The sequence below is a fragment of the Pseudomonas sp. NPDC007930 genome (assembly GCF_042958985.1).
GTDB lineage: Bacteria > Pseudomonadota > Gammaproteobacteria > Pseudomonadales > Pseudomonadaceae > Aquipseudomonas.
In genome coordinates this window covers 348,150-368,883 of the sequence record NZ_JBIBKC010000002.1, presented here as the reverse complement: position 1 = coordinate 368,883, position 20,734 = coordinate 348,150, and the positions used below count along the sequence as shown (strand labels likewise).

Sequence of the window (20,734 nt, the reverse complement as noted above, 5' to 3'; positions counted from 1 at the left end):
TATCTATTTATCGCGTATTACTCAGGAAGCTTGATTCAATTCGAGGCAGGCTAATTTCGGCCTGTATCGAAAGGGATTGACCGATGAGTGAGTTTTCTGTTTTGGCTGATGTGGGTGTTTCGATTCTACCGCCGATGACCAAGATGCTCCCAGGGCAGTATCTCGAATCCCCCTCGAGAAAATATCGGCTTCAATATCAAGATGATTGTCAACTTGTGTTGCTAGATGAGGGGGTGCCATTTTGGTTTGCAGACAAGAACCAAGCGTTTGGTCGTATTTATAAATTTAAAAAGGTCAGTTTGGAACATGCTGTTCATATGTCGTATTATCTGATGGTGAATCAACCTTGCTGGAGCCAACAGTGGAGTTCGGTTGGCTACGATAGCTTTCAAGGAGATTATCATTCGGCTAGACAGCGCGCTTATCTTCAACTGCAGGATGACGGAAACATCGTGGTGATTGAACCCCGGCCTCTGTGGTCAGCGGGGATGTCACTATGGGAGTTTTCAACCACCCCTGTTCGCCATTTAATTACTCCAGGCTTTCAACTGGAGCGAGGGGCCACGCTAGAAGCTGGAGGCGCAAGGTTGGCATTGCTGCCTGATCAGAACCTAGTCGGCTACGACGCTGCTGGCCGGGTCGTTTGGGCAAGCAACACTGAAGGCTCTGGAGCAGATTTTGCAGTCATGCAGAGTGATGGCAATTTTGTTCTTTACGCAGGAAACACTCAAGTCTGGGCCACTGATACCGCTGGAAACACGCAGGCGTTTGGCCAAGTACATGAGGATGGCAGGTTATCTATAGTTTACAATCTTCCTGTTTGGGCCCGATTTGGGATTCACTTGGTAAGAAAGCCCACGCTCAATGTGGGTGAACCTTATGAAATTCCAATTTCAAGTATTTGGAAAACGCTTCAGGAGAAGGGCTGGATATAAGTAGCTAATCCAGTCGGATGCTGCCCTCGGTCACTTGGCGGTATACGCCATAGGGCAGCAGTACGGTATCAATGGCTCCGGAAAAGGCGGTGTCAATAAGCACGAGCTGTAACATTGCACCGCTGGTGTCATTACCTGCTGATGAAGCGTTGATGTGGCAGAAGTCGTAAGCGACGCCGCTGTAAATTTTCGGAATGAAGCTGCAGTTCGTTTTGGCCTTGGTGAGATCGTTTTGCACGGAGTGATCCTCTCTCATTGAAAGCGCGCTTCCGCATCCGGATAGCATCAATGCGCCAATAGTGGGTAATAGTGTTTTCATGTGCCCGCTCCAGTAGCAAGAAGCGCAGAATAGGAATACTCTCCCTCTGGTGTAAAATCCTATAACTTTTCTAGCTGTTTCAAGATGCCTGCCCTCGACCACCCCCTGATCGACCAATTCCTCGACGCCCTCTGGCTGGAAAAAGGCCTCTCCGACAACAGCCGCAGCGCCTACCGCAGTGACCTGGCGCTGTTCAACGGCTGGCTCAGCGAACGCCACCTGCAGTTGCCCGAGGCCGGCCGCGACGCCTTGCTCGACCACCTCGCCTGGCGCGTCGACAACGCCTACAAGCCGCGCTCGACCGCGCGGTTTCTCTCGGGCGCGCGGGGGTTTTACCGCTACCTGCTGCGGGAAAACCTCATCAGCCAGGACCCCACCCTCGAGGTCGACATGCCGCGCCTGGGCAAGCCGCTGCCCAAATCGCTGTCTGAGGCAGACGTCGAAGCGCTGTTGCAGGCCCCCGACACCGCCACCGCACTTGGCCTGCGCGACCGCGCCATGCTTGAGGTACTGTACGCCTGCGGCCTGCGGGTGTCCGAGCTGGTGGGGTTGCGCCTGGATGAAATCAACACCCGCCAGGGCGTGTTGCGGGTGATGGGCAAAGGCGGCAAGGAGCGCCTGGTGCCGATGGGTGAAGAGGCCCTCAATTGGCTTGAGCGCTACAGCCGCCATGGCCGCGCCGAGCTGCTCGGCGAGCGCCCCAGCGACGTGGTGTTTCCCAGCCTGCGTGGCGAGGAAATGACCCGGCAAACCTTCTGGCACCGGATCAAGCACCATGCGGTGGTGGCCGGCATCGACAAAAGCCTGTCGCCGCACACCTTGCGCCACGCCTTCGCCACCCATTTGCTCAACCACGGCGCCGATTTGCGCTCGGTGCAGATGCTGCTGGGGCACAGTGACCTCTCCACCACGCAGATCTACACCCACGTCGCCCGCGCGCGCCTGCAAGAGCTGCATGCCCGTCATCACCCGCGTGGTTGAGGCAGTCGGCGGTGCGGGCCTTATGTGGTAGGCTTGCACGCTTGAAATGCCCGGCTGGCCGTTACGGCGGCCAGCCTTGGCCGATCTGTCCGCTGCTTCAGGAGTTCCCATGCGCGTGACCCGCCTTTTTGCCGCCGCCGCCCTGGCGCTGGCCAGCACCTTTGCCGTCGCCGACGATGCCGCCGAACAGGCCATCCGCAAAACCCTGGCCAGCCTGCAACTGGACGTCCCCGTCGAAAGCATCGGCAGCAGCCCGCTGAACGGCCTGTACGAAGTGCACCTGCAAGGTGGCCGCGTGCTCTACGCCAGCGCTGACGGCCAGTACGTGATGCAGGGTTACCTCTACCAGCTCAAGGACGGCAAGCCGGTGAACCTCACCGAGCGCACCGAACGCGCCGGCGTGGCCAAGCTGATCAACGGCATCCCGCAGGGCGAAATGGTCGTGTTCCCGGCCAAGGGTGAGGCGAAGTCGTACATCACCGTGTTCACCGACACCACCTGCCCGTACTGCCAGAAGCTGCACGCCGAAGTGCCCAAGCTCAACGCCATGGGCATCGAAGTGCGCTACCTGGCCTTCCCGCGCCAGGGCCTGAACTCGCCGGGCGATGAACAACTGCAGGCGGTCTGGTGCTCCAAGGACCGCCCCGCCTCGCTGTCCAAGCTGATCGAAGGCAAGGACGTGGCCGCGGCCAAATGCGCCAACCCGGTCAGCAAACAGTTCGCCCTGGGCCAGCAGATCGGCGTGAACGGCACCCCGGCGATCGTGCTGCAAGACGGCCAGATCATTCCGGGCTACCAGCCGGCCGCGCAGGTCGCCAAGCTGGCGCTCGACGCCAAGGGCTAATCGATTCAACAAACGCTGCCCGAGGGGGCGGCGGTTTTCGCGGCCGGCACAGCGCCGGCCGTTTCATGGGGAGTTCAGAGTGAAACCGGTCAAAGTAGGCATCTGTGGGTTAGGTACCGTCGGTGGCGGCACCTTCAATGTACTCAAGCGTAACGCCGAGGAGATTGCCCGCCGTGCCGGGCGCGGTATTGAGGTCGCCCAAATCGCCCTGCGTTCGCAGAACCCGCACTGCGACCTGACCGGTACCGCGACCACCGCCGACGTGTTCGCGGTGGCCAGCAACCCCGAGATCGACATCGTCATCGAGCTGATCGGTGGCTACACCGTGGCCCGTGAGCTGGTGCTCAAGGCCATCGACAACGGCAAGCACGTGGTCACCGCGAACAAGGCGCTGATCGCCGTGCACGGTAACGAAATCTTCGCCCGCGCCCGGGAAAAAGGCGTGATCGTTGCCTTCGAAGCCGCCGTGGCCGGCGGTATCCCGGTGATCAAGGCCATCCGCGAAGGCCTCTCGGCCAACCGCATCAACTGGGTGGCCGGGATCATCAACGGCACCGGCAACTTCATCCTCACCGAAATGCGCGAGAAGGGCCGCACCTTCCCCGACGTACTGGCCGAAGCCCAGGCGCTGGGTTACGCCGAGGTAGACCCCACCTTCGACGTCGAAGGCATCGACGCGGCGCACAAGCTGACCATCCTGGCGTCCATCGCCTTTGGCATCCCGCTGCAGTTCGACAAGGCCTACACCGAAGGCATCACCCAGCTCACCACCGCCGACGTGAACTACGCCGAAGCGCTGGGCTACCGCATCAAGCACCTGGGCGTGGCGCGCAGCACCGCCGCCGGCATCGAGCTGCGCGTGCACCCTACGCTGATCCCGGCTGACCGCCTGCTGGCCAACGTCAACGGGGTGATGAACGCAGTGATGGTCAACGGCGACGCCGTGGGCTCTACCCTTTACTACGGCGCCGGCGCCGGCATGGAGCCGACCGCGTCGGCGGTGGTGGCCGACGTGGTCGACGTGGTCCGGGCGATGACCAGCGACCCGGGCAACCGTGTGCCACACCTGGCGTTCCAGCCCGACTCGCTGTCGGCCCATCCGATCCTGCCGATCGATGCCTGCGAAAGCGCCTACTACCTGCGCATCCAGGCCAAGGACCACCCCGGCGTGCTGGCCCAGGTGGCGAGCATCCTCTCCGAGCGTGGCATCAACATCGAGTCGATCATGCAGAAGGAAGCCGAGGAGCACGACGGCCTGGTACCGATGATCCTGCTGACCCACCGCGTGGTCGAGCAGCGCATCAACGACGCGATCACCGCGCTTGAAGCGCTGGGTGGCGTCGAAGGCAAGGTCGTACGCATTCGCGTCGAGCATTTGGGATAAAAGGCAGGCGCAAGCCTGGTTTGGCTTTTCAACGTGCAGCTCGCAGCGAGCCATTTCTGCCCCGATCGGCTGGCTCGCCGCAACCAAAGGATTCAAAAATGCGCTACATCAGCACCCGCGGCAAAGCCCCGGCCCTGAATTTCGAAGATGTGTTGCTGGCTGGCCTTGCCAGTGACGGCGGCCTTTACGTGCCGGAAAACCTCCCGCGCTTCACCCAGGAAGAAATCGCCTCCTGGGCCGGGCTGCCTTACCACGAGCTGGCGTTCCGGGTAATGCGCCCGTTCGTCACCGGCAGCATCCCAGACGCCGACTTCAAGCAGATTCTCCAAGACACCTACGGCACCTTTGCCCACGCCTCGGTGGCGCCGCTGCGCCAACTGGCGGGCAACGAATGGGTGATGGAGCTGTTCCACGGCCCCACCCTGGCGTTCAAGGACTTCGCCCTGCAGTTGCTCGGGCGCCTGCTCGACTACGTGCTGGCCAAGCGCAACGAGCGCGTGGTGATCATCGGCGCCACCAGCGGTGACACCGGCTCGGCGGCCATCGAAGGCTGCCGCCGTTGCGACAACGTCGATATTTTCATCCTGCACCCGCACCAGCGTGTGTCTGAAGTGCAGCGCCGGCAGATGACGACCATTTTCGGCGAGAACATCCATAACATCGCCATCGAAGGCAACTTCGACGACTGCCAGGAAATGGTCAAGGCCAGCTTCGCCGAGCAGGGCTTCCTCAAGGGCACCCGGCTGGTGGCGGTCAACTCGATCAACTGGGCGCGGATCATGGCCCAGATCGTCTACTACTTCCATGCCTCGCTGCAGCTTGGCGGCCCGGCGCGTTCGGTGGCGTTCTCGGTGCCGACCGGCAACTTCGGCGATATTTTCGCCGGTTACCTGGCGCGCAACATGGGCCTGCCGATCAGCCAACTGATCGTCGCGACCAACCGCAACGACATCCTCCACCGCTTCATGAGCGGCAACCAGTACGTGAAGGAAACCCTCCACGCCACCCTGTCGCCGTCGATGGACATCATGGTCTCGTCGAACTTCGAGCGCCTGCTGTTCGACCTGCACGGGCGCAACGGCGAGGCCATTGCCCAACTGATGGCCAGCTTCAAGCTGGGCGGCGGCTTCAGCGTTGAAGAAGACCGCTGGACCGAAGCGCGCAAGCTGTTCGATTCGCTGGCGGTCAACGATGAGCAAACCTGCCAGACCATCGCCGAGGTGTTCGCCAGCACCGGCGAGGTGCTCGACCCGCACACCGCGATCGGCGTCAAGGCCGCCCGCGAGTGCCGCCGCAGCCTCGACACGCCGATGGTGGTGCTGGGCACCGCGCACCCGGTCAAGTTCCCGGATGCGGTGGAGCAGGCGGGCGTGGGCAAGGCCCTGGCGCTGCCGGCGCACCTCGAAGACCTGTTCCAGCGCCCCGAGCGCTGCAGCGTGCTGCCGAACGACCTGGCCGCCGTGCAGGCGTTCGTGGCCGAACACGGTAACCGCGGCAAACCGTTGTAAGCACCCGCCCGGCGCTTCGGACTTTTCATACAGCAGTTTCGGAAAAGTCCTATAGGCGCTGCCGTGGCGCCCCTCTACTGTGCAGGCCTTCCCGGTGCCTGCCATGAGAGGTGCGCCATGCACTCGCTTGAAATCCTCGTTGTCGACCGCCACCCTGGCCAACTGCTGACCCTGCACCAGGCGCTGAATGCCTGTGGCGTGTACAAGGTCCATGTGGCCGACAACCTGCCCAGCCTGCGCAGTACCCTGCGGCGCCGCCCGGCGCTCGACATCGCCGTGCTCGACAGCCGCCTTGACCTACCCATGATCGACGAATTCAGCGTGCGCCAGCCTGGCTGCGCGCTGTTGCTGCGCGGCGAGGGGCCGGCCACCGAGCTGGAACTGCAGGCCCGGCAAGATGGCTTGTGGGTGCTCGGCCACCTGCCGTGGAACGGCGCCGTGCACCGCCTGCACGCGCTGCTGGCGCATTACCGGCAGTGGGTGAACCCGCCGCGGGTGGCCTGACACCTGTTGGTCACATTCAGCTTCCATGCTGGCAGCAGGGCCGCCCATCGCCCCGGGGTCATCGAACTTTCACACTCGGCGGGCGGTCATTGATTAGCAGTCTTCTGCTTAATGCATACGAGGGTGATCAATGGAAAACATCAGGCAATTGCTCAACGAAGCCCTGGCCCCCTATAGCGTCAGCCTGGAGCCTTCGGACCGCAGGGATCACGCGCTGCTCGCCATCACCGACTCATTAGGCTCCACGGTACTGGCCCGTGAGTTTCACCTCATTCAACTGGCCGACACCCGCTCGCTGACCGACGTGGTAGACGGCCTGCACCGCGATTTGCTGATTGCCGAAGGGCGCCTGGAGCCGTCGATGATCGCCGCCCTGCGGGGCGCCACCTCGGCCACGGCGTTGCTGGCCAACGTGCGCTGAACGGTTCGGGGTTTTCGGAACCTTCCCCCGCGGCGGGGTTCGTATCAAGTATGGGCAGGAGGCGGCATTGTGCTCCGGTGACGCTGGCCTGCCCTGCAGGTCCCGAAGGTCGGGACTCTGATTGACCCCGTACGGGCTCCCCACCGTACGGGGTTTCTTTTTGCCCGGATTCAACCGCCCTCAGGCCACACTCACGGCCCGGCCGCCGGTTGGGGGTCTTGCTGCTCAAAAAACCGCTGCGCATCGCGCAGGTAGGTGGCCCGCTGGCCCTCATCGAGCCACGCCGCATACAACCCCGGCAGGGTGCTCAGCCTCAGCGTACGCAGCTGCTGGTTGATCGCCTGCACCGCGGCCTGCCCGGCGGGTGAGTTGGAGCAGGCCAGGTAGGTGAACTTGTAGTGGCTGTCGCCATACACCGGCATAAAGCGCAGCTCGCCGGTGCCGATGCCCTGTTGCGCGGCCAGGTAGCGCACTTCGGTCCAGTAGCCCAGAAACGCCTGTATCCGCCCGGCCAGCTCCATTTGCAGCAGGCTGGTGGTGGCGTCGTTGCCGTAGTGCGGCACCAGCGCCGCCTCCGGCGCCTGGGCCAGCAGCGGGTCGATCGCCTCGCCATAGCTGCGCCCTGGCACCATGCCCAGTTGCACCGTGCCACTGGCGAGCAAGGCATTGAGGTCGACCGCGCCGTCGATGGTATAGGGCTGCAGCCGTGGTACATCCTGCGCGCGCACGATCAGCCCATTGCTCAAGGTGGCAAAGGCGCGCATCGAATACGCCGCGTAGGTGGCCCGCTCGGGCGTCCAGAGCAGGGTAGGGTCGCAGTACAGCCCGGGCTCCTTGAGCATCTGCAGGCTGCGCGCGCGGTTCACCCGCAGCAGCACGTGGCGGTACTCCGGCATCGCCCGGATCAAGCGGGTGAGCATCTGGTCCACCGCGCCCTGGCCCTTGAGCGGGCCTTCGAAGATCGTCAGCGGGGGGAACTCGCGCATCAGCCAGGTGAGGGTCGGCTGCGCCTGCGCCGCCGGCCCGGGCAGCAGGGCCAGCAACAGCGCGGCCAGCGGGCCTAACCGTGAACTTTTCATCGTATTACCGCAGCCTCCAAACCGGCCCGCCCCGAAGGCAGGCACTACCGGCCAGCTGGCCCGATTGCATGGCCACCCTTTTACCACAGCGGCCCCGGTGCGACGCAAGCCAGCGCTTACGGTAGACTGTGCGCTTTATCCGAGCGACAGAAGCGCACCATGGCCCAGCCCTCCACACCCTACAAGTTCGAACTCAACCTGACCGACATCGACCGTGGGGTGTACGAAAGCGTGCGCAGCACCATCGCCCGCCACCCGTCGGAAACCGAAGAACGCCTGGCCGTGCGCCTGCTCGCCTACGCCCTCTGGTACAACGAGCAACTGAGCTTCGGCCGCGGCTTGAGTGACGTAGACGAACCCGCGCTGTGGGAAAAAAGCCTCGACGGCCGCGTGCTGCACTGGATCGAAGTGGGCCAGCCCGACCTCGACCGCCTGACCTGGTGCTCGCGCCGCACCGAGCGCACCAGCCTGCTGGCCTACGGCAGCCTGCGCGTGTGGCAGGGCAAGGTGGCAGACCCAGCGCGCGCGCTGAAGAACGTCAACATCGTCGCCATTGCCCCGGAATCACTGGAAATCCTCGGCCAGGACCTGCCGCGCACCATCAAGTGGGACGTGATGATCAGCGACGGCACCGTGTTCGTGACCGATGATCGCGGCCAGCACGAAGTTCAGCTGGAATGGTTGCTCGGCGAACGCGGGTAAGGCATGGTGGCGCGTCTTTTTTCGTACATTTGATGACCGCCCATGCGTATCGAACCGCGCCCCGTGCCCGCCGAGTTGCCGTTTCTCGGTGAACTGCCGCCCCTGCTCACCCGCCTGTACGCCGCCCGTGGCGTGACCTGCGAGAGCGAGCTGGACAAACGCCTGGCGCGGCTGTTGCCGTTCCAGCAGCTCAAGGGCATCGAGGCGGCGGTCGAGTTGTTGGTGCAGGCGCTGGAGCAGCGCCAGCGCATCCTGATCGTCGGCGACTTCGACGCCGACGGCGCCACCGCCAGCACCGTCGGTGTGCTGGGCCTGCGCCTGCTGGGCGCTGCGCACGTTGATTACCTGGTGCCGAGCCGCTTCAAGTTCGGCTACGGGCTGACCCCGGAAATCGTCGAAGTGGCGCTCACCCGCCAGCCGCAACTGTTGATCACCGTCGACAACGGCATCGCCAGCGTCGACGGCGTGGCCGCGGCCAAGGCGGCTGGCTTGAAGGTGTTGGTCACCGACCACCACTTGCCCGGCGACACGCTGCCGGCGGCCGATGCCATCGTCAACCCGAACCAGCCTGGCTGCACCTTCCCGAGCAAGGCACTGGCGGGGGTGGGGGTGATTTTCTACGTGCTGATGGCCCTGCGCGCGCGCCTGCGTGAGCTGGGCCGGTACGCGCAAACCGCGCAGCCGAACATCGGCGAACTGCTCGACCTGGTCGCCCTCGGCAGCGTGGCCGACGTAGTGCCGCTCGATGCCAACAACCGCATTCTCGTGCACCAGGGCCTGGAGCGCATCCGCGCCGGCCGCGCGCGGCCGGGCATCAAGGCGTTGCTGGAAGTGGCGCGGCGTGACCACGCGCGGATCAGCTCCACCGACCTGGGCTTTATCCTCGGCCCGCGGCTGAACGCCGCCGGGCGCCTGGACGACATGAGCCTGGGCATCGAGTGCCTGCTGTGCGAGAACCCGGCGCTCGCCGCGGAGATGGCCGCCGAGCTCGACGGCATGAACCAGGACCGCAAAAGCATCGAACAAGGCATGCAGCGCGAAGCCCTGGCCCAGCTCAAGGATTTGCCCGAAACCGACATGCCCTACGGCCTGTGCCTGTTCGACGCCGACTGGCACCAAGGGGTGATCGGCATCCTCGCCTCGCGCCTGAAGGAGCGCTACCACCGCCCGACCATCGCCTTTGCCGACGCCGGCGACGGCGCGCTGAAGGGCTCGGCCCGCTCGGTGCCCGGCCTGCACATCCGCGACGCGCTGAGCGCGGTGGACGCGCGCCACCCGGGGTTGATCAGCAAGTACGGTGGCCACGCCATGGCCGCCGGCCTGACCTTGCCGCACGAGCACTTTGCGACCTTCCAGGCGGCCTTCGACGAAGAAGTGCGCCGCCACCTCGGCGCCGACGACCTGACCGGCCGCCTGTACAGCGACGGCGTGCTGGCGGTCGAGGAATTCCACCTCGAAACCGCCCGCGCCCTGCGCCACGCCGGGCCTTGGGGGCAGCACTTTCCCGAGCCGATGTTCCACGGTGTGTTCCAGTTGGTCGACCAGCGCCTGGTGGGCGAGCGGCACCTGAAGGTGACCCTCAAAAGCGAGTGCGGGCGGGCCCGGCTCGACGGCATCTGCTTTGGGGTCGACCTCGAAACCTGGCCCAACGCCACGGTAAAAACCGTAGAGCTGGCCTACAAGCTTGACCTCAACGAATTCCGTGGGGTCGAGAGCGTGCAATTGCTGATCGCGCATATCCAGCCGCGCTAACGGAGCGGTTTTGTGGTCTAGGCTAAAACCCAGAGTGTTTTAACCTGCCATGAGGTACCCCCGATGAGCTTGCTCCTGGAACCCTACACGCTGCGCCAGCTACAGCTGCGCAACCGTATCGTCGTTTCGCCCATGTGCCAGTACTCCAGTGTCGATGGTTTGGCCAATGACTGGCACCTGGTGCACCTGGGCAGCCGCGCGGTGGGCGGGGCCGGGCTGGTGTTCACCGAGGCCACCGCAGTCACCGCCGACGGGCGCATCACCGCCGAAGACCTCGGCCTGTGGAAAGACGAGCAGATCGCCTCGCTGCAGCGCATCACCCGGTTCATCACCTCCCAGGGCGCGGTGCCGGGCATCCAACTGGCCCATGCCGGGCGCAAGGCCAGCACCTGGCGGCCGTGGTTGGGCAAGGTTGGCAGCGTGCCGGTGGACGAGGGCGGCTGGGTGCCGGTCGGGCCTTCGAAGATCGCCTTCGACCCCAAGCACACCGCGCCGACCGAGCTCAGCGAAGAGCAACTGGTGCAGGTGATCCAGGCCTTCGTCGACGCCGCGAAGCGTGCGCTGACCGCCGGCTTCAAGGTGGCCGAGGTGCACGCCGCCCATGGCTATTTGCTGCATCAGTTTTTGTCGCCGCTGAGCAACCAGCGCAAAGACCGCTACGGCGGCAGCTTCGAGAACCGCATCCGCCTGGTGCTGCAGGTGACCAAGGCCGTGCGCGAGGTCTGGCCGCAAGAGCTGCCGGTGTTCGTGCGGGTGTCGGCGACCGACTGGGTGGAAGACGGCTGGAACCCCGACGAAACCGTCGAGCTGGCGCGCCAGCTGCGGCAACTGGGGACGGATTTGATCGATGTGTCGTCTGGTGGCACCGCGGCCAACGCGGAAATCCCCACCGGCCCCGGCTACCAGACCCGCTTTGCCGAGCGCGTGCGCAAAGAGGCGGAAATCGCCACCGGCACCGTGGGGATGATCACCGACCCGGCCCAGGCCGAGCACATTCTGCGCACCGGCCAGGCCGATTTGATCCTGCTCGCCCGCGAGCTGCTGCGCGACCCGTACTGGCCGCTGCACGCCGACGACGACCTGGGCGGGCGCAAGGCCACCTGGCCGGCGCAATACCAGCGCGCGACCCACCGTGACCAGCCGATTCATGAGTCGAATTTGCGGGAGTAAAGGTAAAGGGCCGTTCGCCCCGCTGTGCCGTAATGCTGTTCACTTGAGCAATCAAAGCGCTAAATCTTAGGTACAAAGCCTTGATCTCTCCCTGGGGTTTTGCCGAGCGCATGATCTGGCTGGCCTATCGCCCGGCACAGCCAGCCTCCCACCAGATTTGTGTAAGCCATTGATTTTCGAAACAACACAGACCCCGTGGGAGGCCGGCTGTGCCGGGCGATAGGCCCAGCGCCTTACTCGTAGGTGTACTTACGCTTGTCCGCCGGCGGCGGGAAGTACTGGTACAGCCAGGTTTCGGACAACGTACGGTCCCCGGCGCGGATGAAACCACGCAGGTTCACCGGCTCGACGCTGTCGCTGGTCGGGTACCAGTCGAACACCACGCGCACGCCCTGGATCTGCGGCAGGTAGATGATCATGAAGTCCTTCACTTCGCCGCCGGTGGCGGTGATCACCGGCTCGATGTCGGGCACGGTGGTGAGGTTGTTCGGCAGGTCTTTGCGCGGCAAGCGCTCGATACCGCCGCCGATGAAGTCCACGGCGAAGCGCCGCGCCCACTTCTCTGGCCAGTGTTCACCCGGCGCCCAGCCCTCGCGGAACGCGCCCATGCCGGTGCGGGTGGCGCGCACCCGGGCCAGCGGCGTGCTGACCGGCGGCAGCGGCGCCCAGTACAGCTTGTAGCCGTAGTTCAGCGTGTCGCCGGGCTTGACTGGGTCTTTCGGCGACCAGAACACCACGATGTTGTCGAGGGTTTCACCGGTGGTGGGCATTTCCATCATGTCGACCGAACCCTCGCCCCAGGCGGTGGTGGGCTCTACCCAGAGGCTGGGGCGCTTGTCGTACTGGTCGATGGTGTCTTCGTAGGTTTCGAAGCGCCGGTCGGTTTGGACCAAGCCAAAGCCTTTCGGGTCTTTGTCGGAGAAGGTGTTGAACTGGATGCGCAGCGGGTTGTTCAGTGGCCGGCAGATCCACTCGCCGTTGCCGCGCCACATCGCCAGGCGGTCGGAGTCGTGGATTTCCGGGTGGATGGTGTCGCACATGCGCCGCTGGCTGGTGCCGCAGCTGTACATGCTGGTCATCGGGGTGATGCCCAGTTGCTTGATCGCGGTACGGGCATTGACCTGCATTTGCACGTCCATCACCACCTGCTCGGCCTGGCAGTCGATGTCGAAGCGATACGCACCGGTGGCGCTGGGCGAGTCGAGCAGGGCGTAGACCACGAAGCGGGTGCCGTCCGGGTGGCTCGGCGCCTCGAACCAGAAGCTGGTGAAGTCGGGGAATTCTTCCGGGCCACCGGCGTAGGTGTTCACCGCCAAACCGCGGGCCGACAGGCCGTACTGGCGGTTTTTGTCGATGGCGCGGAAATAACTGGCGCCGAGGAACGAGACGATGTCGTTGCGGCCCAGCTCCGGCGCCTTGAACAGCCGGAAGCCGGCAAAGCCCAGGTCGCCGCGGCCCTTGAGCTGGTTTTCGTCAACGCCGCTGTCGCGGTAGTTGAACAGCTCGGGGCGGAAGTGGATTTCCCGCGCCTGCTTGCTCTTGGCGTCGACGCTGTACATGCGCACCGGGGTTTTGAAGCCCATGCCGACGTGGAAGAACTGCACGTCGATCTGCCGCCCGGGGGTTTCATTCCACAGCGAATGGCCGGCGTCGTAGCGGATCGCGTTGAAATTCAGCGGCTCGAGGTTGGCCAGCGTCGGCGGCAGCACTTGCTTGCGGTCGACGTAGGGTTTGCCAGCCAGGGTTTTCGCGTGTTTTTTCAGGGTGTCGAAATCGAAGAACTCGATCTCGCCATCGGCCGGTTCGGCGGCCAGTGCCTGCGCGGCGTAGAAAGTGGTGGATGACAGACCGGTGTAGGCCGCCAGGGCCATGGACGCTTTGAGCAGACTCCTGCGATGCATAGAGAAACCTGTTCCTGAGGGGGAAGTAATCCGGGCTGCTCCCAGCAGCGAGTGGATCGAACGAGGGGCCCGGGCAAGCCATCGACCGAGCATGTGAACCCTTGTAGAGAGTTCACGTGGCTGAATCGGTTCGCACGATACCCAAGATTTTTGACGGCTGCATGCTGATTAAAGGGCAGGCCGCGGCTTTTGCGGCCTGCCCGGGCGCGTAATTTTGTTTCAATGTTTGAACATCACGTGCCGCACACAGGTGTAGTCCTCCAGCCCGTACACCGACATATCCTTGCCAAACCCCGAATGCTTCTGCCCGCCATGGGGCATTTCACTGACCAGCATGAAGTGCGTGTTGACCCAGGTGCAGCCGTATTGCAGGCGCGCGCTGAGGCGATGGGCGCGGCCGACGTCTGCCGTCCACAGCGAGGAGGCCAGGCCGTAGTCCGAGTCGTTGGCCCAGGCCAGTACCTGTTCTTCGTCGTCGAAGCGGGTCACGGTGACCACCGGGCCGAAGATTTCCCGGCGCACGGCTTCGTCATCTTGCTGCACGTCGGCCAGCACCGTCGGCTCGAAGAAAAACCCGGGGCCGGCCACGGCCTTGCCGCCGGTGACCAGGCGCGTGTGCGGTTGGGCCACCGCGCGTTCCACAAAGCCCGCGACCCGCTCGCGGTGCTGGGCGCTGATCAACGGCCCCAGCTCGCTGCTGGGGTCGCCCTGGGGGCCGTGCTTGAGGCTGGCCACCGCGGCGCCCAACTGCTCGACGAACCGCTCGTAGATGGCCGCGTGGGCGTAGATCCGGCAGGCCGCGGTGCAGTCCTGGCCAGCGTTGTAGAAGCCAAAGGTGCGGATGCCCTCGACCGCGGCGTCGATGTCGGCGTCGTCGAAGATGATCACCGGCGCCTTGCCGCCCAGCTCCATGTGCAGGCGCTTAACCTGCTGCGCGGTGCCGGCGATGATGCCGCTGCCGGTGGCGATCGAGCCGGTCAGCGAGACCATCCGCACCTTTGGGTGCTCCACCAGCGGCGCGCCGACCTGCTGGCCGCGGCCGAACACCAGGTTGAGCACCCCGGGCGGCAGCAGCTCGCCGGCCAGTTCGCCCAGGCGCAGCGCGGTCAGCGGGGTGAGCTCGGACGGCTTGAGCACCACGGTGTTGCCGGCGGCCAACGCCGGGGCGACCTTCCAGGCGAGCATCATCAAGGGGTAGTTCCACGGCGCGATCGAAGCCACCACGCCAACCGGGTCGCGGCGGATCATCGAGGTGTGCCCCGGCAGGTACTCACCGGCCGCCGAGCCGCCCAGGCAGCGCGCGGCACCGGCAAAAAAGCGGAACACATCGGCGATCGCCGGCAGCTCATCGTTGAGCGCGGCGTGCAACGGCTTGCCGCAGTTGTCCGACTCCAGCTTGGCCAGCTCTTCGGCGTGGGCGTCGATGGCATCGGCCAGCTTCAGCAGCGCCTGGGCGCGGTCTTTCGGCGCGGTTTGCGCCCAACCGGCAAAGGCGGCGTCGGCGGCGCGCACGGCGGCATCGACCTGCGCCTCGCTGGCCTCGGCGATTTCCACCAGCACCTGGCCGCTGGCGGGGTCAAGCACGGCCAGTGGGGCGCCTTCGCCGGTCACTGCCTGGCCGTTGATCAGCATCGAAGGGGTGAACATGGGGCGGCTCCTCATCCGGGGTTATTTACCGCCGCCGGCGAGGTGGTCGCCGTCGCGGGTCAGGTACCAGGCGCCGAGGATCGGCAGCATGGTCATCAGCATTACCAGCAGCGCGACCACGTTGGTCACCGGCACGTCGCGCGGGCGGCTCAACTGGTTGAGCAGCCAGATCGGCAAGGTGCGCTGGTGGCCGCTGGTGAAGGTGGTCACGATGATTTCGTCGAACGACAGCGCGAAGGCCAGCATGCCGCCGGCCAGCAGCGCGGATTTCAGGTTGGGCAGGATGATGTAGCGAAAGGTTTGCCAGCCATCGGCGCCGAGGTCCATCGAGGCCTCGATCTGGCTGTGGGCGGTGCGCCGCAGGCGGGCGATCACGTTGTTGTAGACGATCACCACGCAGAAGGTGGCGTGGCCGATGACGATCGTCCACAGCCCCGGGCTGATGCCCAGGCCCTTGAACGCCGAGAGCAGGGCCAGGCCGGTGATGATGCCGGGCAGGGCGATGGGCAAGATCAGCAACAGTGAGAGGGCGTTGCGGCCGAAGAACGCGCTGCGGTACAGCGCCAGCGCCGCTAGGCTGCCCAGCACCATGGCGATCAGGGTGGCCAGGGCGGCCACCTGCAACGACAATTTGACCGCCTCGAGCACGTCGGCGCGGGCCAGGGCGATGCCGAACCACTTGAGGGTGAAGCCTTGCGGCGGAAAGCTGAACGCGGCGTCTTGGGTATTGAAGGCGTACACCACGATCAGCAGGATCGGCGCGTGCAAAAAGGCCAGCCCGCCCCAGGCCAGCAGGCGCAGCGGCAGGCCAGGGCGGTCAGAGTGCATCGAAGGCCCCCAGGCGTTTGACGATGGCCAGGTACACGCCGATCAGTACGATCGGCACCAGGGTGAAGGCGGCGGCCATTGGCAGGTTGCCGATCGCGCCCTGCTGGGCGTACACCATGCTGCCGATGAAGTAGCCCGGCGGCCCCACCAGTTGCGGCACGATGAAGTCGCCCAGGGTGAGTGAAAAGGTGAAGATCGAGCCCGCCGCGATGCCCGGCACCGCCAGCGGCAGCACCACGTGCAACAGGGTTTGCCGGGGGCTGGCGCCGAGGTCGGCGGAGGCTTGCAGCAACGACGGCGGCAGCCGCTCCAGCGCCGCCTGGATCGGCAGGATCATGAACGGCAGCCAGATGTACACGAACACCAGGAAGCGCCCCAGGTGCGAGGTCGACAGCGTGCTGCCGCCCACCCCCGGCACGCCCATCAGCCACAACAGCGCCGGCTCCAGCCCGAGCCGGCCGAGGAACCACTGCACCACCCCGCCCTTGGCCAGCAGTAGCGTCCAGGCGTAGGCCTTGACGATGTAGCTGGCCCACATCGGGAGCATCACCGCGATGTAGAAAAACGCCTTCATCCGCCCCTGGGTGTAACGCGCCATGTACCAGGCGATGGGGAAGGCCACCACGGCGCTGGCCAGCGACACTGCCACCGCCATGGCCAGGGTACGCAGGATGATCCCCTGGTTGGCGGCGTTGAACAGCGCCAGCAGGTTGGCCAGGGTCAGCTCTGGGGTGACCGTCATGCTGAAGTCGTCGAAGGTGTATAGCCCTTGCCACAGCAGGTTGCCCAGCGAGCCGAGGTACACCGCGCCGAACCAGGCCATCGGCGGCAGCAGCAACAGCGCCAGGTACAGCGTGGGGCGCCGGTACAGCAGGTTCGCCAGGCGCCGCCGCGGGCTGCCCAGCGGCGGGCTGGCGCTGTGGCTGGCGGCCAGGTTCATGGCGCCCCCGGGGTGCTGCGCAGCACGGTCATCGCCGCCCGCGGCCAGCGCGCGGTGACCCGCTGGCCGGGCTGCCAACTGGCCGGCTGTGGGTCCCAGAGGTGGTTGGCCTGGCTCACGGTCAACGGCTGGCCGTTGTCCAGGCGCAGCTCCAGGCGGGTCGCGCTGCCCTGGAACTGCACGTCTTGCACAAAGCCGCCCACCTGTACTTCATCGCTGCTCGCCTCGCCGGCGCCCACGCGGATGTGCTCCGGGCGGATCGAAAACGCCTGGGGCTGGCCACTCAAGCGCTGCGCCAACTCGCCGCTGAGCACGTTGGAGGTGCCGACGAACTCGGCGACGAACGCCGTGTGTGGGTTCATGTACAGCTCGCGCGGGCTGGCCACCTGCTCGATGCGCCCCTGGCGGAACACCGCAACGCGGTCAGACATCGCCAGCGCCTCGGTCTGGTCGTGGGTGACGAACACAAAGGTGATGCCCAACTGGCGCTGGAGTTTTTTCAGCTCGCCCTGCATCTGCTCGCGCAGCTTGAGGTCGAGCGCGCCCAGCGGCTCGTCGAGCAACAGCACCCTGGGCCGGTTGACCAGCGCCCGCGCCAGCGCTACCCGTTGCCGCTGGCCACCGGAAAGCTGCGCCGGGCGCCGCTCGGCGTATTCGGCCAAGGCGACCTTGTCGAGCGCCTGCAGCGCGCGCTCGCGGCGCTCGGCGGCGGCCACGCCCTTGACCTTCAGGCCGTAGGCGACGTTGTCCTGCACGTTCATGTGCGGGAACAGCGCGTAGTCCTGGAACACCGTGTTCACGTCGCGCTGGTATGGCGGCACCCCGGCGGCCTCTTCGCCGTGCAGGCGGATCGAGCCGGCGCTGGGCTGCTCGAAGCCGGCGATCAGGCGCAGGCAGGTGGTCTTGCCCGAGCCGGACGGGCCGAGCATCGAGAAAAACTCACCATCACGGATCGCCAGCGTCACGTTGTCCACCGCCCGGGTCTGGCCGAACACGCGGCTTACCCCGGTCAATTGCACGGCGGCAACCATGGCGCCTCCCTCGGCGGTCATTGCCCGCCCATGATGGCGATGTAGTCTTGGGTCCAGCGGCTGTAGGGCACGAACTTGCCGCCTTCGGCCTGTGGGGTTTTCCAGAAGGCGATCTTGCCGAACAGGTCATAGCCGTTGGTGGCGCAGCCTTCGGCGCCGAGCAGTTCGCTGGCCTTGCACGCCGCCGGTACTGCCGGCAGCGAGCCGAACCAGGCGGCCACATCGCCCTGCACCTTGGGTTCGAGGGACCAGTTCATCCATTCATAAGCACAGTTGGGGTGCTGGGCTTCGGCGTGGAGCATGGTGGTGTCGGCCCAGCCGGTGGCGCCTTCCTTCGGCACGGTGGAGGCGACTGGCTGGTTGTCGGCCTTCAGCCCGTTGACCATGTAGCCCCAGGAACTGCTGGCGACCACGCCTTCGTTCTTCACGTCGCTCATCTGTACCGTTGCGTCGTGCCAGTAGCGGTGGATCAACGGCTTTTGCTGGCGCAGCAGGTCGAGCACGGCCTTGTACTGGGTTTCGGTGAGTTGGTAGGGGTCCTGGATGCCCAGCTCCGGCTTGCTGGCCTTGAGGTAGAGCGCCGCGTCGGCGATGTAGATCGGCCCGTCGTAGGCCTGCACCCGGCCTTTGTTCGGCTTGCCGTCGGGCAGGCTTTGCGGCTCGAACACCACGGCCCAACTGGTGGGCGGGGTTTTGAACACCTCGGTGTTGTACAGCAGCACGTTCGGGCCCCACTGGTAGGGGGTGCCGTACACCGCCTTGTTCACCACGAACCAGTCGCCGTTGGCCAGGCGGGGGTCAACCTGCTTCCAGTTGGGGATCAGCGCGGTGTTGATCGGCTGCACCCGCTTGCCGGCGATCAGCCGCAGCGAGGCGTCGCCAGAGGCGGTGACCAGGTCGTAGCCGCCCTTGGCCATCAGGCTGACCATCTCGTCGGAGGTGGCGGCGGTTTTCACGTTGACCTTGCAGCCGGTCTGTTTCTCGAAGCCGGTCACCCAGTCGTACTGCTTGTCGCTCTCGCCGCGCTCGATGTAGCCCGGCCAGGCGATGATGTCGAGCTGGCCTTCGCCCTTGCCCAGCGCCTTGGGCGGCTCGGCGGCCTGCGCGGCGCTGGCCAGCACGGCGGTGAACATGGCGCAGCACAGCGCGGTCTTGGTCGCGTACATGGTGAACCCTCTTCTTCACATTATTGGTCGGGGCAGTCAGCAAGCAATGCGGGGTGGTGCTGTTGTTTTTCTAGATAAGGCCGTTGCCCTGGCGCGCCATGATGTGCCGCACCACGCTGTAGTCTTGCAGCGAATCACTGGAGAGGTCTTTGCCATAGCCGGAACGCTTCAGCCCGCCATGGGGCATTTCGCTGGCGAGCATGAAGTGGCTGTTGATCCAGGTGCAGCCGTATTGCAGCCGCGCCGCCACCTGCAGCGCGCGGTCGAGGTTGGCGGTCCAGATCGACGACGCCAGGCCGTATTCGGAATCGTTGGCCCAGTTCACCGCCTGGGCCAGGTCGTCGAAGCGGGTCACCGTGACCACCGGGCCAAACACTTCGCGTTGCACGATTTCATCGGAATGCTTGCAGCCGGCCAGCAGCGTGGGCTGGTAGAAGAACCCCGGCCCGGAATGCACCGCCGCGCCGGTGACCCGCTCGATGTGCGGCTGGCCCAGCGCGCGCTCGACGAAACTGGCCACGCGGTCGCGCTGGCGGGCGCTGATCAGCGGGCCGAGTTCGTTGTCGGCGTCGCGCTTGCGGGCAAAGCGCAGGCTGCTCACCGCCGCGCCGAGCTCGGCCACCAGGCGGTCGTGCAGGCCGTTTTGCACGTACAGGCGGCAGGCCGCGGTGCAGTCTTGCCCGGCGTTGTAGTAGCCCCAGGTGCGGATGCCCTCGACCACCGCGGCCAGGTCGGCATCGTCGCAGATGATCACCGGCGCCTTGCCGCCCAGCTCCAGGTGGGTGCGCTTGAGGGTGCGCGCGGCGCCCTGGAGGATTTTCTGCCCGGTGACGATGTCGCCGGTCAGCGAGACCATGCGCACCCGCGCATCGCTGACCAGTTGGCCGCCCACGCCGTCGCCGCCACCACACACGATGTTCAGTACCCCCGGCGGCAGGCAGTCGGCCAGGCTTGGCGCCAGCGCCAGGATCGACAGCGGCGTGTGCTCCGAGGGCTTGAACACCACCGTGTTGCCGGCGGCCAGGGCCGGCGCGATCTTCCACGCGGCCATCATCAGCGGGTAGTTCCAGGGCGCGATCGAGGCCACCACGCCAACTGGATCGCGGCGCACGAAGCTGGTGAAGCCGGGCACGTATTCGCCGGCCAGTTGGCCGGTCTGGCAGCGCACGGCGCCAGCGAAAAAACGGAACACATCGGCGCAGGCCGGCAGGTCGTCCTGGCGGGCCTGGTGCAGGGGTTTGCCGCAGTTCAGCGCTTCGAGGTGGGCGAGGGTGCTGGCCTGGGCGTCGATGGCCGCGGCGATCGCCAGCAGGGTGCTGGCGCGCTGGGCGGGGGTGGTGCGGCTCCAGCCCTCGAAGGCGCGGGCGGCGGCGCCGATCGCCTGGCTGACCTGTTCGGCGCTGGCTTCGGCGACCTGGGCAATCGGCTCGCCGCTGGCGGGGTTGAGGATGGTCTCGGTGGGGCCTTCGCCGGCGACGCTGTGGCCGTCGATCAACAGGGCGGTGCGCAGGTAGGGCGGTGTCTCGTCCATGGCACAGCTCCGGTCCGGGCGGGGTGGGTCCATGCAGCCTAGTGAGGGCCTTGGGTTTTCACAAATTCGAAATACCGAACGCCCCTTTCGG

At 65.4% G+C, this 20,734-nt stretch carries 19 protein-coding genes; 10 read left to right on the top strand and 9 right to left on the bottom strand.

All coding sequences use genetic code 11. The features are described 5' to 3' along the window. Positions 1 to 83 precede the first annotated feature (83 nt). A complete protein-coding gene (locus tag ACFZCE_RS06150) occupies positions 84 to 935 on the top strand; it encodes a hypothetical protein (RefSeq protein ID WP_390937030.1) in 852 nt (283 codons plus the stop codon). Between the two features lie 4 nt (positions 936 to 939). Here ACFZCE_RS06150 and ACFZCE_RS06145 read toward each other — a convergent pair whose 3' ends face one another. Next, positions 940 to 1,254 carry a YceK/YidQ family lipoprotein gene (locus ACFZCE_RS06145; RefSeq protein ID WP_390937028.1) on the bottom strand — a complete coding sequence of 105 codons (315 nt, stop codon included), beginning with the start codon at positions 1,252 to 1,254 and terminating at the stop codon, positions 940 to 942. 84 nt (positions 1,255 to 1,338) lie between these two features. Between ACFZCE_RS06145 and xerD the strand changes: the two genes are divergently transcribed. From xerD to ACFZCE_RS06115, 6 genes are all read left to right on the top strand, one after another. Continuing rightward, complete coding sequence (gene xerD, locus ACFZCE_RS06140; RefSeq protein ID WP_390937026.1) at positions 1,339 to 2,235, top strand: site-specific tyrosine recombinase XerD; 897 nt, start codon at positions 1,339 to 1,341, stop codon at positions 2,233 to 2,235. Between the two features lie 109 nt (positions 2,236 to 2,344). Further along, positions 2,345 to 3,079, top strand: coding sequence for a bifunctional protein-disulfide isomerase/oxidoreductase DsbC (gene dsbC, locus ACFZCE_RS06135; RefSeq protein WP_390937024.1), 735 nt, complete (start codon positions 2,345 to 2,347; stop codon positions 3,077 to 3,079). Between the two features lie 79 nt (positions 3,080 to 3,158). Beyond that, entirely contained in the window at positions 3,159 to 4,463 is a 1,305-nt protein-coding gene (locus ACFZCE_RS06130; protein WP_390937022.1) for a homoserine dehydrogenase, read from the top strand. A gap of 98 nt (positions 4,464 to 4,561) precedes the next feature. Then, on the top strand, positions 4,562 to 5,971 hold the full coding sequence (gene thrC, locus ACFZCE_RS06125) for a threonine synthase (RefSeq protein WP_390937020.1): 1,410 nt from the start codon (positions 4,562 to 4,564) through the stop codon (positions 5,969 to 5,971). Between the two features lie 117 nt (positions 5,972 to 6,088). Beyond that, a complete protein-coding gene (locus ACFZCE_RS06120) occupies positions 6,089 to 6,475 on the top strand; it encodes a response regulator (RefSeq protein ID WP_390937018.1) in 387 nt (128 codons plus the stop codon). 130 nt (positions 6,476 to 6,605) lie between these two features. After that, positions 6,606 to 6,896: a DUF3509 domain-containing protein gene (locus ACFZCE_RS06115; protein ID WP_390937017.1), complete on the top strand. Its 291-nt coding sequence runs from the start codon at positions 6,606 to 6,608 to the stop codon at positions 6,894 to 6,896. A gap of 191 nt (positions 6,897 to 7,087) precedes the next feature. On the opposite strand, the gene ACFZCE_RS06110 is transcribed toward ACFZCE_RS06115, so the two are convergent. Next, positions 7,088 to 7,975 carry a TIGR02285 family protein gene (locus ACFZCE_RS06110; RefSeq protein ID WP_390937015.1) on the bottom strand — a complete coding sequence of 296 codons (888 nt, stop codon included), beginning with the start codon at positions 7,973 to 7,975 and terminating at the stop codon, positions 7,088 to 7,090. Between the two features lie 159 nt (positions 7,976 to 8,134). Here ACFZCE_RS06110 and ACFZCE_RS06105 point away from each other — a divergent pair, with 159 nt between their 5' ends. The 3 genes from ACFZCE_RS06105 to ACFZCE_RS06095 all read left to right on the top strand — a co-directional run bounded on the left by ACFZCE_RS06105 (position 8,135) and on the right by ACFZCE_RS06095 (position 11,599). After that, positions 8,135 to 8,677 carry a YaeQ family protein gene (locus tag ACFZCE_RS06105; RefSeq protein WP_390937013.1) on the top strand — a complete coding sequence of 181 codons (543 nt, stop codon included), beginning with the start codon at positions 8,135 to 8,137 and terminating at the stop codon, positions 8,675 to 8,677. A 42-nt stretch (positions 8,678 to 8,719) separates the two neighbouring features. Further along, a complete protein-coding gene (gene recJ / locus ACFZCE_RS06100) occupies positions 8,720 to 10,429 on the top strand; it encodes a single-stranded-DNA-specific exonuclease RecJ (protein ID WP_390937011.1) in 1,710 nt (569 codons plus the stop codon). 63 nt (positions 10,430 to 10,492) lie between these two features. Further along, positions 10,493 to 11,599, top strand: coding sequence for an NADH:flavin oxidoreductase/NADH oxidase (locus ACFZCE_RS06095; RefSeq protein ID WP_390937008.1), 1,107 nt, complete (start codon positions 10,493 to 10,495; stop codon positions 11,597 to 11,599). A gap of 233 nt (positions 11,600 to 11,832) precedes the next feature. Here ACFZCE_RS06095 and ACFZCE_RS06090 read toward each other — a convergent pair whose 3' ends face one another. The 7 genes from ACFZCE_RS06090 to ACFZCE_RS06060 all read right to left on the bottom strand — a co-directional run bounded on the left by ACFZCE_RS06090 (position 11,833) and on the right by ACFZCE_RS06060 (position 20,643). Further along, positions 11,833 to 13,500: a glucan biosynthesis protein gene (locus ACFZCE_RS06090; protein ID WP_390937006.1), complete on the bottom strand. Its 1,668-nt coding sequence runs from the start codon at positions 13,498 to 13,500 to the stop codon at positions 11,833 to 11,835. A 219-nt stretch (positions 13,501 to 13,719) separates the two neighbouring features. Continuing rightward, on the bottom strand, positions 13,720 to 15,147 hold the full coding sequence (locus ACFZCE_RS06085) for an aminobutyraldehyde dehydrogenase (RefSeq protein ID WP_390937004.1): 1,428 nt from the start codon (positions 15,145 to 15,147) through the stop codon (positions 13,720 to 13,722). Between the two features lie 21 nt (positions 15,148 to 15,168). Then, positions 15,169 to 15,975: an ABC transporter permease subunit gene (locus ACFZCE_RS06080; RefSeq protein ID WP_390937003.1), complete on the bottom strand. Its 807-nt coding sequence runs from the start codon at positions 15,973 to 15,975 to the stop codon at positions 15,169 to 15,171. Further along, the gene (locus ACFZCE_RS06075; protein ID WP_390937001.1) at positions 15,965 to 16,915 is read right to left on the bottom strand and encodes an ABC transporter permease subunit; all 951 of its coding nucleotides are present in this window, start codon (positions 16,913 to 16,915) and stop codon (positions 15,965 to 15,967) included. Before ACFZCE_RS06075 ends, ACFZCE_RS06080 begins: the two co-directional genes overlap by 11 nt. Then, positions 16,912 to 17,946, bottom strand: a complete 1,035-nt coding sequence (locus tag ACFZCE_RS06070) for an ATP-binding cassette domain-containing protein (protein WP_390937497.1) — start codon at positions 17,944 to 17,946, stop codon at positions 16,912 to 16,914. Before ACFZCE_RS06070 ends, ACFZCE_RS06075 begins: the two co-directional genes overlap by 4 nt. A 17-nt stretch (positions 17,947 to 17,963) precedes the next feature. Continuing rightward, the gene (gene ydcS / locus ACFZCE_RS06065) at positions 17,964 to 19,112 is read right to left on the bottom strand and encodes a putative ABC transporter substrate-binding protein YdcS (protein WP_390936999.1); all 1,149 of its coding nucleotides are present in this window, start codon (positions 19,110 to 19,112) and stop codon (positions 17,964 to 17,966) included. A gap of 70 nt (positions 19,113 to 19,182) precedes the next feature. Continuing rightward, entirely contained in the window at positions 19,183 to 20,643 is a 1,461-nt protein-coding gene (locus tag ACFZCE_RS06060) for an aminobutyraldehyde dehydrogenase (RefSeq protein WP_390936997.1), read from the bottom strand. Positions 20,644 to 20,734: the final 91 nt, after the last annotated feature.

Bases quoted from the DNA above. Each gene is read 5' to 3' on its own strand.
- ACFZCE_RS06150 (WP_390937030.1), top strand. From the start codon at position 84: ATGAGTGAGTTTTCTGTTTTGGCTGATGTGGGTGTTTCGATTCTACCG.
- ACFZCE_RS06145 (WP_390937028.1), bottom strand. From the start codon at position 1,254: ATGAAAACACTATTACCCACTATTGGCGCATTGATGCTATCCGGATGC.
- xerD (WP_390937026.1), top strand. From the start codon at position 1,339: ATGCCTGCCCTCGACCACCCCCTGATCGACCAATTCCTCGACGCCCTC.
- dsbC (WP_390937024.1), top strand. From the start codon at position 2,345: ATGCGCGTGACCCGCCTTTTTGCCGCCGCCGCCCTGGCGCTGGCCAGC.
- thrC (WP_390937020.1), top strand. From the start codon at position 4,562: ATGCGCTACATCAGCACCCGCGGCAAAGCCCCGGCCCTGAATTTCGAA.
- ACFZCE_RS06120 (WP_390937018.1), top strand. From the start codon at position 6,089: ATGCACTCGCTTGAAATCCTCGTTGTCGACCGCCACCCTGGCCAACTG.
- ACFZCE_RS06115 (WP_390937017.1), top strand. From the start codon at position 6,606: ATGGAAAACATCAGGCAATTGCTCAACGAAGCCCTGGCCCCCTATAGC.
- ACFZCE_RS06110 (WP_390937015.1), bottom strand. From the start codon at position 7,975: ATGAAAAGTTCACGGTTAGGCCCGCTGGCCGCGCTGTTGCTGGCCCTG.
- ACFZCE_RS06105 (WP_390937013.1), top strand. From the start codon at position 8,135: ATGGCCCAGCCCTCCACACCCTACAAGTTCGAACTCAACCTGACCGAC.
- recJ (WP_390937011.1), top strand. From the start codon at position 8,720: ATGCGTATCGAACCGCGCCCCGTGCCCGCCGAGTTGCCGTTTCTCGGT.
- ACFZCE_RS06095 (WP_390937008.1), top strand. From the start codon at position 10,493: ATGAGCTTGCTCCTGGAACCCTACACGCTGCGCCAGCTACAGCTGCGC.
- ACFZCE_RS06090 (WP_390937006.1), bottom strand. From the start codon at position 13,500: ATGCATCGCAGGAGTCTGCTCAAAGCGTCCATGGCCCTGGCGGCCTAC.
- ACFZCE_RS06085 (WP_390937004.1), bottom strand. From the start codon at position 15,147: ATGTTCACCCCTTCGATGCTGATCAACGGCCAGGCAGTGACCGGCGAA.
- ACFZCE_RS06080 (WP_390937003.1), bottom strand. From the start codon at position 15,975: ATGCACTCTGACCGCCCTGGCCTGCCGCTGCGCCTGCTGGCCTGGGGC.
- ACFZCE_RS06075 (WP_390937001.1), bottom strand. From the start codon at position 16,915: ATGAACCTGGCCGCCAGCCACAGCGCCAGCCCGCCGCTGGGCAGCCCG.
- ACFZCE_RS06070 (WP_390937497.1), bottom strand. From the start codon at position 17,946: ATGGTTGCCGCCGTGCAATTGACCGGGGTAAGCCGCGTGTTCGGCCAG.
- ydcS (WP_390936999.1), bottom strand. From the start codon at position 19,112: ATGTACGCGACCAAGACCGCGCTGTGCTGCGCCATGTTCACCGCCGTG.
- ACFZCE_RS06060 (WP_390936997.1), bottom strand. From the start codon at position 20,643: ATGGACGAGACACCGCCCTACCTGCGCACCGCCCTGTTGATCGACGGC.